This is a genomic window from Rhizobium rosettiformans (genome assembly GCF_016806065.1).
In the GTDB taxonomy this organism is placed as follows: domain Bacteria; phylum Pseudomonadota; class Alphaproteobacteria; order Rhizobiales; family Rhizobiaceae; genus Allorhizobium.
Map to the genome: position 1 here is coordinate 1,805,204 of NZ_CP032405.1, position 14,684 is coordinate 1,819,887.

General features: G+C 62.3%; 12 protein-coding genes and 1 pseudogene. 12 read left to right on the top strand and 1 reads right to left on the bottom strand.

What is annotated here, in order from left to right; all coding sequences use genetic code 11:
• Nucleotides 1-86: 86 nt before the first annotated feature.
• From mutS to murJ, 3 genes are all read left to right on the top strand, one after another.
• Nucleotides 87-2,738, top strand: a complete 2,652-nt coding sequence (gene mutS, locus D4A92_RS08640; RefSeq protein ID WP_246754097.1) for a DNA mismatch repair protein MutS — start codon at nt 87-89, stop codon at nt 2,736-2,738.
• A 91-nt stretch (nt 2,739-2,829) separates the two neighbouring features.
• Nucleotides 2,830-5,652 (top strand): [protein-PII] uridylyltransferase, encoded by a 2,823-nt coding sequence (locus tag D4A92_RS08645; protein WP_203019315.1) that lies wholly within the window; start codon nt 2,830-2,832, stop codon nt 5,650-5,652.
• A 3-nt stretch (nt 5,653-5,655) separates the two neighbouring features.
• The gene (murJ, locus tag D4A92_RS08650) at nt 5,656-7,266 is read left to right on the top strand and encodes a murein biosynthesis integral membrane protein MurJ (RefSeq protein ID WP_203019316.1); all 1,611 of its coding nucleotides are present in this window, start codon (nt 5,656-5,658) and stop codon (nt 7,264-7,266) included.
• On the opposite strand, the gene D4A92_RS08655 is transcribed toward murJ, so the two are convergent.
• Nucleotides 7,257-7,676 carry a YcbK family protein gene (locus D4A92_RS08655; RefSeq protein WP_203019317.1) on the bottom strand — a complete coding sequence of 140 codons (420 nt, stop codon included), beginning with the start codon at nt 7,674-7,676 and terminating at the stop codon, nt 7,257-7,259. The genes murJ and D4A92_RS08655 overlap by 10 nt on opposite strands.
• Nucleotides 7,677-7,926: 250 nt before the next feature.
• On the opposite strand from D4A92_RS08655, the pseudogene D4A92_RS08660 reads away from it, so the two are divergent.
• The 9 genes and pseudogenes from D4A92_RS08660 to miaB all read left to right on the top strand — a co-directional run bounded on the left by D4A92_RS08660 (nt 7,927) and on the right by miaB (nt 14,649).
• Nucleotides 7,927-8,354 (top strand): annotated as a pseudogene (locus tag D4A92_RS08660) (VOC family protein).
• 80 nt (nt 8,355-8,434) lie between these two features.
• Complete coding sequence (gene trpS, locus D4A92_RS08665; protein WP_203019318.1) at nt 8,435-9,499, top strand: tryptophan--tRNA ligase; 1,065 nt, start codon at nt 8,435-8,437, stop codon at nt 9,497-9,499.
• Between the two features lie 73 nt (nt 9,500-9,572).
• Nucleotides 9,573-10,064 carry a universal stress protein gene (locus D4A92_RS08670; RefSeq protein WP_006724951.1) on the top strand — a complete coding sequence of 164 codons (492 nt, stop codon included), beginning with the start codon at nt 9,573-9,575 and terminating at the stop codon, nt 10,062-10,064.
• Nucleotides 10,065-10,164: 100 nt separating this feature from the next.
• Complete coding sequence (locus D4A92_RS08675) at nt 10,165-10,728, top strand: NifU family protein (protein WP_006724950.1); 564 nt, start codon at nt 10,165-10,167, stop codon at nt 10,726-10,728.
• 21 nt (nt 10,729-10,749) lie between these two features.
• Nucleotides 10,750-11,397 (top strand): tRNA (adenosine(37)-N6)-threonylcarbamoyltransferase complex dimerization subunit type 1 TsaB, encoded by a 648-nt coding sequence (tsaB, locus tag D4A92_RS08680; RefSeq protein WP_203019319.1) that lies wholly within the window; start codon nt 10,750-10,752, stop codon nt 11,395-11,397.
• 1 nt (nt 11,398) lies between these two features.
• Nucleotides 11,399-11,896, top strand: a complete 498-nt coding sequence (locus D4A92_RS08685; RefSeq protein WP_203019320.1) for a GNAT family N-acetyltransferase — start codon at nt 11,399-11,401, stop codon at nt 11,894-11,896.
• Between the two features lie 44 nt (nt 11,897-11,940).
• Nucleotides 11,941-12,369 (top strand): Fur family transcriptional regulator, encoded by a 429-nt coding sequence (locus D4A92_RS08690; protein WP_006728031.1) that lies wholly within the window; start codon nt 11,941-11,943, stop codon nt 12,367-12,369.
• A gap of 33 nt (nt 12,370-12,402) precedes the next feature.
• A complete protein-coding gene (locus tag D4A92_RS08695; protein ID WP_425959012.1) occupies nt 12,403-13,197 on the top strand; it encodes a lysophospholipid acyltransferase family protein in 795 nt (264 codons plus the stop codon).
• Nucleotides 13,198-13,254: 57 nt separating this feature from the next.
• On the top strand, nt 13,255-14,649 hold the full coding sequence (gene miaB / locus D4A92_RS08700) for a tRNA (N6-isopentenyl adenosine(37)-C2)-methylthiotransferase MiaB (RefSeq protein WP_203019324.1): 1,395 nt from the start codon (nt 13,255-13,257) through the stop codon (nt 14,647-14,649).
• Nucleotides 14,650-14,684: the final 35 nt, after the last annotated feature.

The following is a 14,684-nucleotide window of genomic DNA, read 5'->3' on the forward strand; positions in this document are numbered from 1 at the left end:
CCGTGACGCTATATCAAGCCACCCAAAGTGATGTCCTGAACGTCGCCGAGCTGACCTCGGAGGAGAGCCGCGCGACGGCCACTCCGATGATGGAGCAATTCATCGAGATCAAGGCAGCCAACCCAGGCAGCCTGCTCTTTTATCGCATGGGCGATTTCTACGAGTTGTTCTTCGAGGATGCGGTCGATGCCTCCCGCGCGCTCGGCATCACGCTGACCAAGCGCGGCCAGCATCTCGGCCAGGATATCCCGATGTGCGGCGTGCCGGTGCATGCGGCCGATGATTACCTGCAAAAGCTGATCTCGCTCGGCTTCCGCGTTGCCGTCTGCGAACAGATCGAAGACCCGGCAGAGGCCAAGAAGCGCGGCTCGAAGTCGGTTGTGAAGCGCGACGTCGTGCGCCTCGTCACGCCGGGCACGATCACCGAGGACAAGCTCCTCTCCCCCTTCGAATCCAACTATCTCATGGCCCTCGCGCGGATCCGGGGCGGCTCCGCCCCGCAGCTGGCACTCGCCTGGATCGACATTTCCACCGGCATCTTCCGCCTCGCGGAGACGACAGAGACGCGCCTTCTCGCCGACATCCTGCGCATCGAGCCGCGTGAGTTGATCGTGCCCGATACGCTTTTCCACGACGAAGAGCTGAAGCCGGCCTTCGACGTGCTCGGCCGTGTGGTCGTGCCGCAACCCGCCGTGCTCTTTGACAGCGCCAGCGCCGAAGGTCGGATCGCCCGCTATTTCGGCGTAGGAACGCTGGATGGTTTCGGCGCCTTCTCCCGCGCCGAAATCGCCGCGGCCGCTGCCGCCGTCGCCTATGTCGAAAAGACCCAGATCTCCGAGCGCCCGCCGCTCGGTCTGCCGGAACGGCAGAATGCGGCGTCCACCCTCTTCATCGATCCCGCCACGCGCGCCAATCTCGAACTGGTGAAGACGCTGTCCGGCGACCGCAACGGTTCGCTCCTTAAGGCCATCGATCGCACCGTGACAGGTGGCGGCGCGCGTCTGCTGGCAGAGCGCCTGATGTCGCCGTTGACGGACCCGGTAGCCATCGCCGACCGCCAGGACTCGATCGCTCATCTCTTGTCCGATGGTCTGCTCGTCGACCGCCTCCGCGACGCCATGAAGCGCGTGCCCGACATGCCGCGCGCGCTCTCCCGTTTGGCGCTCGATCGCGGCGGCCCGCGTGACCTCGGCGCCGTCGTCGCCGGTCTCGCAGCCTCTGCCGAGGTTGGCGGACTGCTCGATCCGTCCAACCTGCCGACGGAACTGTCTGAGGCTCTTGCTGATCTCGCGGCGCTACCTGCCGATCTTGGCTCCAGCCTCGCGGCGATGCTTGCCGACGAACTGCCGCTCCTGAAGCGCGACGGCGGTTTCCTGCGCGATGGCGCAATCCCCGAACTCGACGAACTCAGGGCTCTGCGCGACCAGTCGCGCCGCGTCATCGCCGGCCTCCAGCTGCAATATGCCGAGGAGACCGGCATCAAGTCGCTGAAGATCAAGCACAACAATGTGCTCGGTTATTTCATCGAGGTAACCGCCGGAAACGCCGGCCCGATGACCGAAGGCGACGAGGCCAAGTCTCGCTTCATCCATCGCCAGACCATGGCAAACGCCATGCGCTTCACCACAACCGAACTTGCCGACCTCGAAAGCCGCATCGCGAACGCCGCCGGTCAGGCACTGTCGTTGGAACTTGCCGCCTTCGATCAGATGGTGGCAAAGGTTGTTGCGGCCGCGGAACCGATCAAGGCTGCTGCCCGCGCACTCGCTGTCATCGATGTCGCGTCAGGCCTTGCAGCCTTGGCAGAAGAGCAGGGCTATTGCCGCCCGCTGGTCGATGACTCGAGAATGTTCGCCATCACCGCCGGACGCCATCCGGTGGTCGAGCAGGCGCTCCGCCGCCAGGCAGCAAGCCCCTTCATCGCGAACGATTGTGATCTCTCGCCCAACGATACGAAAGGCCCCGGCGCCATCTGGTTGCTGACAGGTCCCAACATGGGCGGTAAGTCGACCTTCCTGCGCCAGAATGCGCTGATCGCCATTCTCGCGCAGATGGGCTCGTTCGTGCCGGCTGGTGCCGCCCATATCGGGATCGTCGATCGGCTCTTCTCCCGCGTTGGCGCCTCCGATGATTTGGCCCGTGGCCGCTCCACCTTCATGGTCGAGATGGTCGAGACCGCAGCCATCCTCAATCAGGCGACCGACCGCTCGCTGGTCATTCTCGACGAAATCGGTCGCGGCACGGCCACCTTCGACGGCCTCTCCATCGCCTGGGCCGCCGTCGAGCACCTGCATGAGGCAAACCGCTGCCGCTCGCTCTTCGCCACCCACTTCCATGAGCTGACGGCGCTGTCGGAGAAGCTCGCCCGCATGTCGAATGTCACAATGCGGGTCAAGGAATGGGACGGCGACGTCATCTTCCTGCATGAGGTCGGCCCAGGCTCTGCCGATCGCTCCTACGGCATCCAGGTCGCCCGTCTCGCCGGCTTGCCGGCGGCCGTCGTTGCCCGCGCCCGGGAAGTTCTGACCCGCCTCGAAGACAGCGACCGCAAGAACCCGGCCGCCCAGCTGATCGACGATCTGCCGCTTTTTCAGGTCGCCGTGCGCCGCGACGAGATCCAGAAATCCGGCCCGTCGAAGGTCGAGGAGGTCCTGCGCTCACTCGATCTTGACGACCTCACGCCTCGCCAGGCGCTGGATGCGCTCTATGATCTGAAGAAACAACTTGGCAAGCCTTGACCGGTAGAGTGCCTGTCAATCGCGCCCGAAAAGCGCTATAGCGCCACCCATTCCGGTTGATTCCCCGGTCCCAAGAGATGATGCCGCGCCCATGGCCACTGCAGAGCTTGCCTTCGACGATCTCCTCGACATCGACGCGCTCCGTGCGTCCTGCAAGACCATCGCAGAGGCGGGATGTGGCAACATGCTGGAGACCCGCTCCAAGCTTTTGCCGATCCTGAAGAAGGCCTCTGCCGAGGCTCGCGAACAGGCGCGGCTGAAGCTCTTCGAAGATGGCAGTGGCCTCAACTGCGCAAACCGCATCTCCTGGATCCAGGACCAGCTGATCTCGGTGATCTTCGATTTCGCTCGCACCCATGTCTATCCGAAGGACGCGAACGGTCTGGCTGTCGCGGCCGTCGGCGGTTACGGCCGCGGAACCCTTGCGCCGGGCTCCGACATCGACCTGCTTTTCCTGCTGCCGCAGAAGGCCGGTCCCGCCATGCACAAGGCGGTCGAATTCGTCCTCTATCTGCTCTGGGATGTCGGCTTCAAGGTCGGCCACGCCACCCGCACGGTGGAGGAATGCATCCGGCTGTCGACCACGGACATGACCATTCGGACCGCGATCCTCGAAACCCGCCATATCTGCGGCGATGAGGCTCTGGTCACCGAGCTGCAGCGCCGATTCGATCAGGAAGTGACGACGGGTACCGCGCCGGAGTTTATTGCCGCAAAGCTCGCGGAGCGTGACGAGCGTCACCGCAAGGCCGGCGACAGCCGCTACCTCGTCGAACCCAATGTCAAGGAAGGCAAGGGGGGCTTACGTGATCTGCAGACCCTCTTCTGGATCGCCAAATACAACTACCACGTCCGCGATACCGGCGAATTGGTCCGTCTTGGCGTTCTCTCCCGCCACGAATGGCGCCTTTTCCAAAAGGCCGACGATTTCCTCTGGGCAGTTCGCTGCCACATGCACTATCTGACCGGCAAACCGGAAGAGCGCCTGTATTTCGATATCCAGCCGGAGATCGCCAAAAGCCTCGGCTATCAGGCGCGCCCGGGGCTTTCCGCCGTCGAACGCTTCATGAAGCACTACTTCCTGGTGGCAAAGGATGTCGGCGACCTGACCCGCATCTTTGCAGCAGCGCTTGAAGATCAGCAGGCCAAGGCCGCACCCGGTATCGGCGGCATGATCGGCCGCTTCGCCAACCGCCCGCGCAAGATCCCCGGTGCCAGCGAATTCATCGACGATCGCGGCCGCATTGCGCTCGCCGATCCCGGTGTCTTCAAGAAGGACCCGATGTCGATCATGCGCCTCTTCCACGTGGCGGATCTGAACGGGCTCGAATTCCATCCCGACGCTTTGAAGGCCGTCACACGCTCGCTGTCGCTGATCAACAACGAGTTCCGCGAAAGCGAGGAGGCAAACCGCCTCTTTCTGTCGATCCTGACTTCGCGCAGGGATCCGGGTTTCATCCTGCGGCGCATGAACGAGGCCGGCGTGCTCGGGCGTTTCATGCCGGAATTCGGCAAGATCGTCTCGATGATGCAGTTCAACATGTATCATCACTACACGGTCGACGAGCACTTGATCCGCACGCTGGAGGTTCTCTCCGAGATCGACAAGGGCAAGGCGGAGGAGATCCATCCGCTCGCCAACAAGATCATGCCGGAAATCGAGGATCGCCAGACACTCTATGTTGCGGTCCTCTTGCACGACATCGCCAAGGGCCGGCAGGAGGATCACTCGATCGCCGGCGCCAAGGTCGCCCGCAAACTCTGCCCGCGTCTCGGCCTCTCGGCCAAGCAGACCGAGATGGTCGCCTGGCTGATCGACCAGCATCTCCTGATGTCGATGGTCGCCCAGACCCGCGACCTGCACGACCGCAAGACGATCACCGATTTTGCCGAGAAGGTGCAGTCGCTCGACCGCCTGAAGATGCTGCTGGTGCTCACCATCTGCGACATCCGTGCGGTGGGCCCCGGCGTCTGGAACGGCTGGAAGGGCCAGCTCCTGCGCACGCTCTATTACGAGACCGAGCTTCTCCTCTCAGGTGGCTTCTCGCAGGTCTCGCGCAAGGAGCGCGCCAAGCATGCCGCCGAGCAGCTCAGTCAGGCGCTCGAAGGCTGGAGCCAGAAGGATCAGCGCACATACACTAAGCTCCACTATGAGCCCTACCTGCTTTCGGTCGACCTCGAGGACCAGATCCGTCACGCCCATTTCATCCGCCAGACCGATAAGTCGGGTCAGGCGCTGGCGACCATGGTGCGCACCCACCAGTTCCACGCGATCACCGAGATCACGGTGCTCTCGCCCGACCATCCGCGTCTCTTGTCGATCATTGCCGGCGCTTGTGCCGCAGCCGGCGCCAACATCGCCGACGCTCAGATCTTCACGACATCGGACGGCCGCGCGCTGGATACGATCCTGATCAACCGGGAATTCCCGATCGATGAGGACGAGACGCGCCGCGCCGCCACGATCGGCAAGATGATCGAGGACGTGCTGTCGGGCCGCAAACGCCTGCCGGAGGTCATCGCCACCCGTACAAAGGGCAAGAAGCGCAACAAGACCTTCCCGGTTCAGCCGGATGTCCGCATCTCCAATGCGCTGTCAAACAAGTTCACCGTCATCGAGGTGGAATGCCTCGACCGCATCGGTCTTCTCGCTGAAATCACAGCGGTTCTGTCGGACCTGTCTCTCGACATCCATTCGGCCCGAATCACCACCTTCGGGGAAAAGGTCATCGATACCTTCTATGTCACCGATCTCGTCGGACAGAAGGTGACCAACGAGAACAGGCAGGTCAACATTGCCAACCGCCTGAAGCCCGTGATGACCGAGCAGCCCGACGAGCTCAAGGACAACATGCCCTCCGGCATCATCGCGCCGCCACGGGCAGCTGCGGTGCCGAAGAAGGCACGGGCCTGAGACATGAGCCTCGTCAAGAAATTCATGACGGTCGGTGGTGCGACGCTCGGCAGCCGCATCTTCGGCTTTGCGCGCGAAACCCTGATGGCCGCGGCACTCGGGACCGGTCCGGTCGCTGACGTCTTCTACGCCGCCTTCCGCTTCCCCAATCTATTCCGCCGCCTTTTTGCCGAAGGAGCGTTCAACGCCGCCTTCGTACCGCTCTTTGCCAAGGAAATCGAGGCGAATGGCATTGATGGCGCCAAGCGTTTTTCCGAAGAGGTCTTCGGAGTTCTCTTTTCTGTCCTCCTGATCCTGACGATAGGCATGCAGCTGTCGATGCCGCTGCTGGTCCAGTGGATCATCGCGCCGGGCTTTGCCAACGACCCGGAAAAGTTTGACCTGACGGTCCGCCTCGCGATCGTCATGTGCCCCTATCTCATGTGCATGTCGCTGACGGCCATGCTGAGCGGCATGCTGAATTCGCTGCATCACTTCTTTGCCGCCGCCATTGCGCCCGTCTTCCTCAATATCTTGATGATCGGTGCGCTTGGCTGGGCGCTATGGACGGGGGCTGATCCCGCCGCGACCGCCTGGGCTTTGTCCTGGTCCGTGCTGGGGGCCGGCCTTTTGCAGATGGCCGTGGTCTATATCGGCGTGCGCAATGCCGGCATCCGGATCGGCTTCAAGCGTCCGCGATTTACCCCGAACGTGAAGCGTCTGCTGGTGCTGGCCGTACCCGCGGCGATCACCGGCGGCATCACCCAGATCAATCAGCTGATCGGCCAGGCCATCGCCTCGACCAAGGAGGGCGCGATTTCGGCCCTGCAATATGCCGATCGTATATATCAGTTGCCGCTCGGGGTCGTCGGGGTCGCCGTTGCCGTCGTGCTGCTGCCCGAACTCGCCCGGGCCTTGAAGGGCGGCCATATGAAGGAGGCGGGCAATCTCCAGAACCGCTCGATTGAATTCGTCCTCTTCCTCACCCTGCCAGCCGCTGCCGCCATCTGGGTACTGTCAGATGAAATCATCCGGGTGCTCTACGAGCGCGGCGCTTTTTCCGAGCAGAATACCGCCGTGGTTGCGTCGATCCTCGCGATCTATGGCATCGGCCTGCCGGGCTTCGTGCTGATCAAGGCGCTCCAGCCGGGCTATTACGCCCGCGAAGACACCAAGACGCCGATGCGTTTCACCATGGTATCGGTCGCGCTCAACACGGGGCTTGCCATCACGCTCTTCCCGATCTTCGAAGAGAGCGGCATCGCCATGGCCGAGGCCGCTGCCGGCTGGACCAACACCATCCTGTTGTTTTCGGTGCTGCTGTGGCGGGGCCACCTCATTTTCGAGTGGTCGCTTGTGACGCGGACCCTGCGTCTGATGATCGCCTCCGCCATTATGGCCGGCCTGCTCGTCTATCTCTCCGATCGCTGGGCTGACTGGCTTTCACCATCAAGCCCGCTCTTCGAGCAGTTGCTGGCGCTGGGTGGGCTGATTGCAATCGCCATGCCGGTCTATTTCGGCATCGCCTTCCTAATTGGTGGCGCCGACTGGCGTCTGGTGCTCCGCAGCCTCAAGCGCAGGAAAAAGACAGCGGACGAGGCCGTTGTCAGCCCGGCCGAGCAGGATCAGCAATAGGTCCAAGTGCGTTTCGGGCCGATATCGACATGCACGATGCCGTTGCAGTAGCGCCCGATGCCGCCGATGCCGGGCGCGCTGCGGGCGGCGGCCACGATCTTCTTCTCGGGCACGCCGGGCACGCGAATGTCCGCTGCAAAACAATGGCTGTGCTGCGAGCGGCCCGAGCGCGGGCGGTGGCCGGAGGTCACGACCGGCGTCTTGCCGGTCTTCTTGGCGATGTGAGCGAGGATGCCCTTCAGCTCATCGGGAAAACAGTTGGCTTTGACGCTGACACGCTGCAGCGTATAGGCGACAGTGGTGTCGTGCTTCATGAAGAAGTGGCGCTTCTTCTTCTCCACGGCCTCGACGGGCGAGAGGAGACAGAGCGAAACTACGCAGCCGAGCGCGACGCGAAACAAAGTGCGCATGAGTGACCTTCTGGAATGGGATTGTTCTTTGGAGCGATCCAGATCGCTTTCGGCGGGTTTTTATTCCCCGAAATGTGTCAAATTTGGTGCGCTTTGCTCTTTTCTGCTTTTCGAGCCCGCATCAGCTCGCGAATCACGGTCTTGGCACGTCGCAAATTCATTCCCTAAACCCCTCGATTCTGGGAGCAAATTTCCCTATGCGTGACATCGAGTGCGTCTTCGTCACACATCAAACTGAAAGTGCGATTTCATGAGCGGAAACAGCCTCTTTCTCGTCAGCCTGGTCGTCGATACCTATGATCGGGCCAAGGCCTTCTATTGCAGTGCCCTCGGCCTCGAGTGCCTTGAGGACAGCCTGATGCCCGACGGCAAACGCTGGCTGGTGGTCCGTCCAATAGGTGCCGAGGTGCCTCGCTTCTGATCGCCGAGGCGCCGAACGATGCCCAGCGTGCAGCAATCGGCAACCAGACCGGCGGTCGCGTCGGCTTCTTCCTGAAAACGGATGATTTTGCCCGCGACCATGCGCGCTTCGTGAAGGCGGGTGTCGTGTTCAAGGAGGCTCCGCGTCTTGAGGTCTATGGAACCGTCGCCGTGTTCCAGGATCTCTATGGCAATCTCTGGGACCTGATTGAGCCGGCGCCAGCAGAGCCTTCCTTGTCCGCCGAAGTGAGCGCTTGATTGCGCCCCGCCCGCCGTGCATAAGCCGTGACCGACACGATCAGAGGATCGGGCCCTCCACCAGCCTGTTGAGGATTATTATGACTGAGTTCAAGCCGCTGGTTTTCTCCGGCGTTCAGCCGACTGGCAATCTCCATCTCGGCAATTATCTCGGTGCGATCAGGAAGTTCGTCGCGCTCCAGGAAAACAACGACTGCATCTACTGCGTCGTCGATCTGCACGCGCTGACGGCCCAGCTCGTCCACGAGGACATGGCGACCCAGATTCGTTCGATCACCGCCGCCTTCCTCGCCGCCGGCATCGACCCGAAGAAGCACATCGTCTTCAACCAGTCCCAGGTGCCGCAGCATGCGGAACTCGCCTGGATATTCAACTGCGTCGCCCGCATCGGCTGGATGAACCGGATGACCCAGTTCAAGGACAAGGCCGGCAAGGACCGCGAGCAGGCCTCGCTCGGTCTCTACGCCTATCCGAGCCTGATGGCCGCAGACATTCTCGTCTACCGCGCGACCCATGTGCCGGTTGGGGAAGACCAGAAGCAGCATCTGGAGCTCGCCCGCGACATCGCCATGAAGTTCAACCTGGACTTCCATGACAAAATCAAGCCGACCGGTCTCGGCATCGACATCAAGGTCGGCGAAGAGCCGGTGCATGCTTATTTCCCGATGGTTGAGCCGCTGATCGATGGCCCGGCGCCCCGCGTCATGAGCCTCAAGGACGGCACCAAGAAGATGTCGAAGTCGGATCCGTCTGATCTGTCGCGCATCAACCTGATGGATGACCAGGACGCGATCTCCAAGAAGATCCGCAAGGCCAAGACCGATCCGGATGCATTGCCGAGCGAGACGGAAGGCCTCAAAGGCCGTCCCGAAGCCGACAACCTCGTCGGCATCTTCGCAGCCCTTGCCGACAAGTCGAAGGCCGATGTGCTTTCCGAGTTCGGCGGCCAGCAGTTCTCCGTCTTCAAGCCGGCACTGATCGATCTGGCGGTCGCGGCACTCGGCCCGATCAATGCCGAGATGCGCCGCCTGATGGAAGACCCCGGTCACATCGATGCGGTCCTGCGCGACGGCGGCGAGCGTGCCCGCACCCGCGCCGAAAAGAACATGAACGAAGTCCGCGACATCATCGGCTTCGTGCGATAAGGTCTCGGTCGCTGGCGGGTCCGCCCGGAGCCCGCCCGCGTCACATGTCATCGGTCCGGCGGCGGGGTTCTTTATGGTTTCAACGCGTCTGTCACGTCTTGAAGGTCACCGCCGCAAGTTCATGGCGGTGATCGACAACACCCCGGAATGCTCGCGCGCGGTCCACTATGCCGGCCGCCGCGCCAAGAATTCCAATGGCGGACTGGTGCTGATCTACGTGATCCCGGAAGGCGACTTCCAGCAGTGGCTGGGCGTCGAGGAGATCATGCGGGCGGAGGCCCGGGAAGAGGCCGAAGCCATCATGGCGAAGGCAGCCCAGACCGTGCGCGACACCATCGGTATTGAGCCCGAGCTCATCATCCGCGAGGGAAGCGCCTATCCTGAGATCAACAGTCTGATCGAGGAAGACCGCGACATTGCGATCCTCGTCCTCGCGGCCGGCTCGACCAAGGAAGGGCCGGGCCCTCTGGTCTCGATGATCGCCGGCCGGGCTGCCGCTTTCCCGATCCCGGTCACGGTCCTGCCGGATACGCTGACCAATGAGGAAATCGACGCGCTTTGCTAATTTGAGCATCCTGCCGATCACGTCTTGAAGATGGAGCCTGCAGGGTCTATTTTTGAAACATTCTAATCTTTAGCGGTGCATTCACCGCCCGGAGGCCATTATGTTCATCCAGACCGAAGCCACGCCGAACCCGGCGACCCTGAAATTCTTGCCCGGCAAGGTGGTCATGGAAACCGGCACCGCCGAGTTCCGCGATGCCGGCAGCGCGAGCGCTTCTCCGCTTGCGGCGCGCATCTTCGCGATCCCGGGCGTGACCGGCGTCTTCTTTGGCTACGATTTCGTCACCGTCTCCAAAGACGGTCCGGAATGGCACCACCTGAAGCCGGCAATCCTCGGCACGATCATGGAGCATTTCATGAGCGGCGCACCGGTCATGGGAACGGCTTCGACATCGGCACAGACCGACACCGATGAGGAATTCTTCGATGCCGGCGACGAGACGATCGTAGCGACCATCAAGGAACTGCTCGAGACCCGCGTCCGCCCCGCCGTCGCCCAGGATGGCGGCGACATCACCTTCCGCGGTTTCAAGGACGGCAAGGTCTTCCTCAACATGAAGGGCTCCTGCGCCGGCTGCCCGTCCTCGACGGCGACCCTGAAGCATGGCGTGCAGAACCTGCTGCGCCACTTCGTTCCGGAAGTGCAGGAAGTCGAAGCGGTCTGATTGGACCGGACTGGAGACGAGATGATCGTTCTTGCGATCGACACGGCGGGTGTGGACTGCGCAGCCGCCGTTTTTGATTCGAAGGCGGACAAGCTCATCGGGCGTGTCAGCGAAACCATTGGTCGTGGCCATGCCGAACGGCTGATGGCGATGATCGACGAGGCGCTTGCTGAAGCCGGGCTCACGCTCGGCGATATCGAGCGCATTGGCGTGACCGTCGGTCCCGGTTCCTTCACCGGCATCCGTGTCGGTGTCGCGTCCGCCCGTGGCCTGGCTCTCGCGCTCGGCGTCGATTGTGTCGGTGTTTCCACGCTGGAAGTGCTTGCGCAGACGATGTCGACGACGGACGGGTCGATCCTTGCCGCGATCAATGCCCACCGCGACCAGATCTATGCCCAAAGCTTTGTGAACGGTGTTCCCCAGGATGAGCCGCTACTGCTCGAGCTCGATGACTATCTCGCGCGCGCAGCTGCTCCCGGCGTGGTCCTCGTCGGTTCGGCATCCGCCCTCGTCGCCGACCGGAATGCCGAGACCGGCCCCGACCATTACCCGATCGAGATCGTCGCGCGCATTTCAGCAGTGGCGAAAGCTCAGGGCAAGCCGAAGCCGCTTTATCTCAGGGGACCGGATGCCAAACCGCAGACCGGGTTTGCCGTATCGAGAGCCTGACATGCGCGACAGCCTGTTCTACCGCCAGCCTGAGTTCGAAATTGTCCCCATGATCTCCGAACACTGCCACGCAGTCTCCGAGCTGCATGGCCAGCGCTTCCCGAGAGCCTGGGGCGATGGCGAGTTCCTGAGCTTGCTTCTGCAGCCCAACACCTTCGGCTTTGCCGCCTGGCAGACCAATACGCTGATCTTCAAGGCCCCGCTCGCGGGATTCGTGCTGGCGCGCGAGGTCGCCGGCGAGGCAGAAATCCTGACGATTGCGGTGAGCGACAAGGTCGCCCGCTTCGGCCTCGGCTGGCGGCTGATGCAGGCGGCACTGCGCGAAGCGAAGTCGCGGGGTGGTGAATCCATGTTCCTGGAAGTCGATGATGGTAACCACGCAGCCCTTGGGCTTTACCGCAAGCTCGGCTTCGAGAAGGCCGGCGAACGCCCGGCCTATTACACCGACGAAAACGGCCGCCGGTCCTCCGCGCTTGTCATGCGCCGTGATCTTCGCTAACCGGTCGGTTGGACGAACCGACCTTCTGCGGATATGCTGACACCATGAATGACGCCCTGAAATCGTTGGAAGCGCTGTGTGCCGAGCGGGGCATGCGCATGACCGAGCAGCGCCGCGTCATCGCTCGCATCCTCGAAGAATCCGACGATCACCCGGATGTTGAGGAGCTCTATCGTCGCTCCTCCAAGATCGATGCCAAGATCTCGATCTCGACGGTCTACCGCACCGTCAAACTCTTCGAAGATGCCGGCATCATCGAGCGGCACGATTTCCGTGACGGCCGCTCTCGCTATGAGACCGTTCCGGAAGAACATCATGATCACCTGATCGATCTGAAGACCGGTACCGTCGTCGAATTTCATTCACCGGAGATCGAAGCGCTCCAGGAGCGGATCGCCCGTGAACACGGTTTCCGCCTCGTCGGCCACCGCCTCGAACTCTATGGCATTCCGCTGTCGAAGGACGAGAAATAAGCCGATGCCCGCCATGCCAGTGAGGCCCGCGTGATCAACTGGCTGAGGGTCGGGCTCTATCTCATTGTGCTGCTGGTGGTCTCGGGGCTGCTGATCCCAGTCCAGCTGTTGGCGCTGCGCTTCGACTGGCTGCTTCGCCGCCGTTTGCCGCGCCGCTGGCATCGGCTGGCCCTCTGGTTCCTCGGCATCCGCGTGCATGTCCACGGCACCCTCGACACCCGCCGTCCGCTGATGATCGCCGCCAATCACGCCTCCTGGAAGGATATTCTCGTCCTCGGCTCGCTCGCCGATGTCACCTTCATCGCCAAGACCGAGGTCGGCTCCTGGCCCGTCTTCGGCTTCCTGGCGAGGTTGCAGAAAACCATCTTCGTCGTGCGGGAAGAAAAGCGCCGAACCGGCGACCAGGTCAATGAGATCGCAGCCCGCATGGCCGATGGCGAAATCGTCGTGCTCTTCCCGGAAGGCACGACGTCGGATGGTAACCGCATCCTCGGCATCAAGTCTTCCCTCTTTGGGGCGGCCGCAGCCGCACTGCCGAATGAAGAGGATGCGGTGGTGCATGTCCAGCCTGTCGCGATCGCCTACACCCGCGTCCAGGGCATGCCCATGGGCCGCTATCACCGTCCGATCGCCGGCTGGCCGGGTGATGTCGGGCTGATGGAGCACCTTATGGGCGTCTTGCGCGCCGGAGCGCTCGATGTCGACGTGACCTTCGGCGAGACGGTGGAGTTCAAGAAAGGCGACAGCCGCAAGGCGCTTGCCATCCGCATCGAGGAACAGCTGCGCACCCTGCTGCTCGCCCATCTGCGCGGTCGGCATCGCCGCTGAACGTGGCGGCCAACTTTTCGGTTTAATCGCGCACCGAAAACCACTAAATAGCGCGCCATGACCCAGGAAACCGCGAGCCTCACCGAAACGCCGATGCCGGGCGCCAACACGCGCAAGGTCTTCATCAAGACCTATGGCTGCCAGATGAACGTCTATGACAGCGGCCGCATGGCCGATGCCCTCGCGGCGGATGGTTATGCCCCGACCGAGGTCATGGAAGAGGCAGATCTCGTCCTCTTGAACACCTGTCACATCCGTGAAAAGGCCGCCGAAAAGGTCTATTCGGCGCTCGGTCGCCTGCGTGAGCACAAGAAAGCCCGCGCAGCTGAAGGCAAGGAATTCATGATTGGCGTCGCCGGTTGCGTCGCCCAGGCTGAAGGCGAGGAAATCTCGCGTCGAGAACCAGCAGTCGACGTGGTGCTTGGCCCCCAGACCTATCACCGTCTGCCGCAGGCGCTCCAGAAGGCTCGGGCCGGCGAGCGCGTGGTCGATACCGAATATGCGCTGGAAGACAAGTTCGAGTACCTGCCGGACCCGACCAAGGTCGCGGGCAAGCCGCGCTCGGTCACGGCATTCCTCACCGTGCAGGAAGGCTGCGACAAGTTCTGCACCTTCTGCGTCGTGCCTTATACCCGTGGCTCGGAAGTCTCCCGCCCGCTCTCCCAGTTGCTGACCGAAGCCCGTCGCCTCGTCGATTCAGGTGTGCGCGAATTGACCCTGCTCGGCCAGAACGTCAATGCCTGGCATGGCGAAGACGAGAAGGGGCGGGCGATCGGCCTCGGCGATCTGCTCTACCGGCTCGCTGAAATCCCCGGTCTCGCCCGCCTGCGCTACACCACAAGCCATCCGCGCGACATGGACGATCGGTTGATCGAGGCACATCGCGATCTCAGGATGCTTATGCCCTATCTACATCTGCCGGTGCAATCTGGGTCCGACCGGATCCTGAAAGCCATGAACCGGCGCCACAAGGCCTCCGAATATGTCGCCCTCATTGAGCGCATCCGTTCTGTCCGTCCTGACATCGCGCTGTCGGGCGATTTCATCGTCGGTTTCCCGGGCGAGACGGATCAGGACTTCGAGGACACGATGAATCTCGTCCGCGAAGTGAACTACGCGCAGGCTTATTCGTTCAAGTATTCGACACGTCCCGGCACGCCCGGCGCCGATCTGCCGGATCATGTGGCCGAGGATGTGAAGACCGAACGCCTGGCACGGCTCCAGGCGCTGTTGCTGGAACAGCAGCAGGCCTTCATGCAGTCGATGATCGGCAAGACCATTGATTTGCTCCTGGAGAAGCCGGGCCGCATGCCGGGGCAGTTGATCGGTCGGTCGCCTTGGCTACAGTCTGTGAATGTTGATGCAAAGTCATCGCAAATCGGTGACATTATACAGGTACGAATCACCGCAGCCGGCCCAAACAGCTTGTTTGCCGAGGTGGCAGAGGGTTAGAGTGAGGGCCTGAACCTGATCGCAACAGGAGCCTG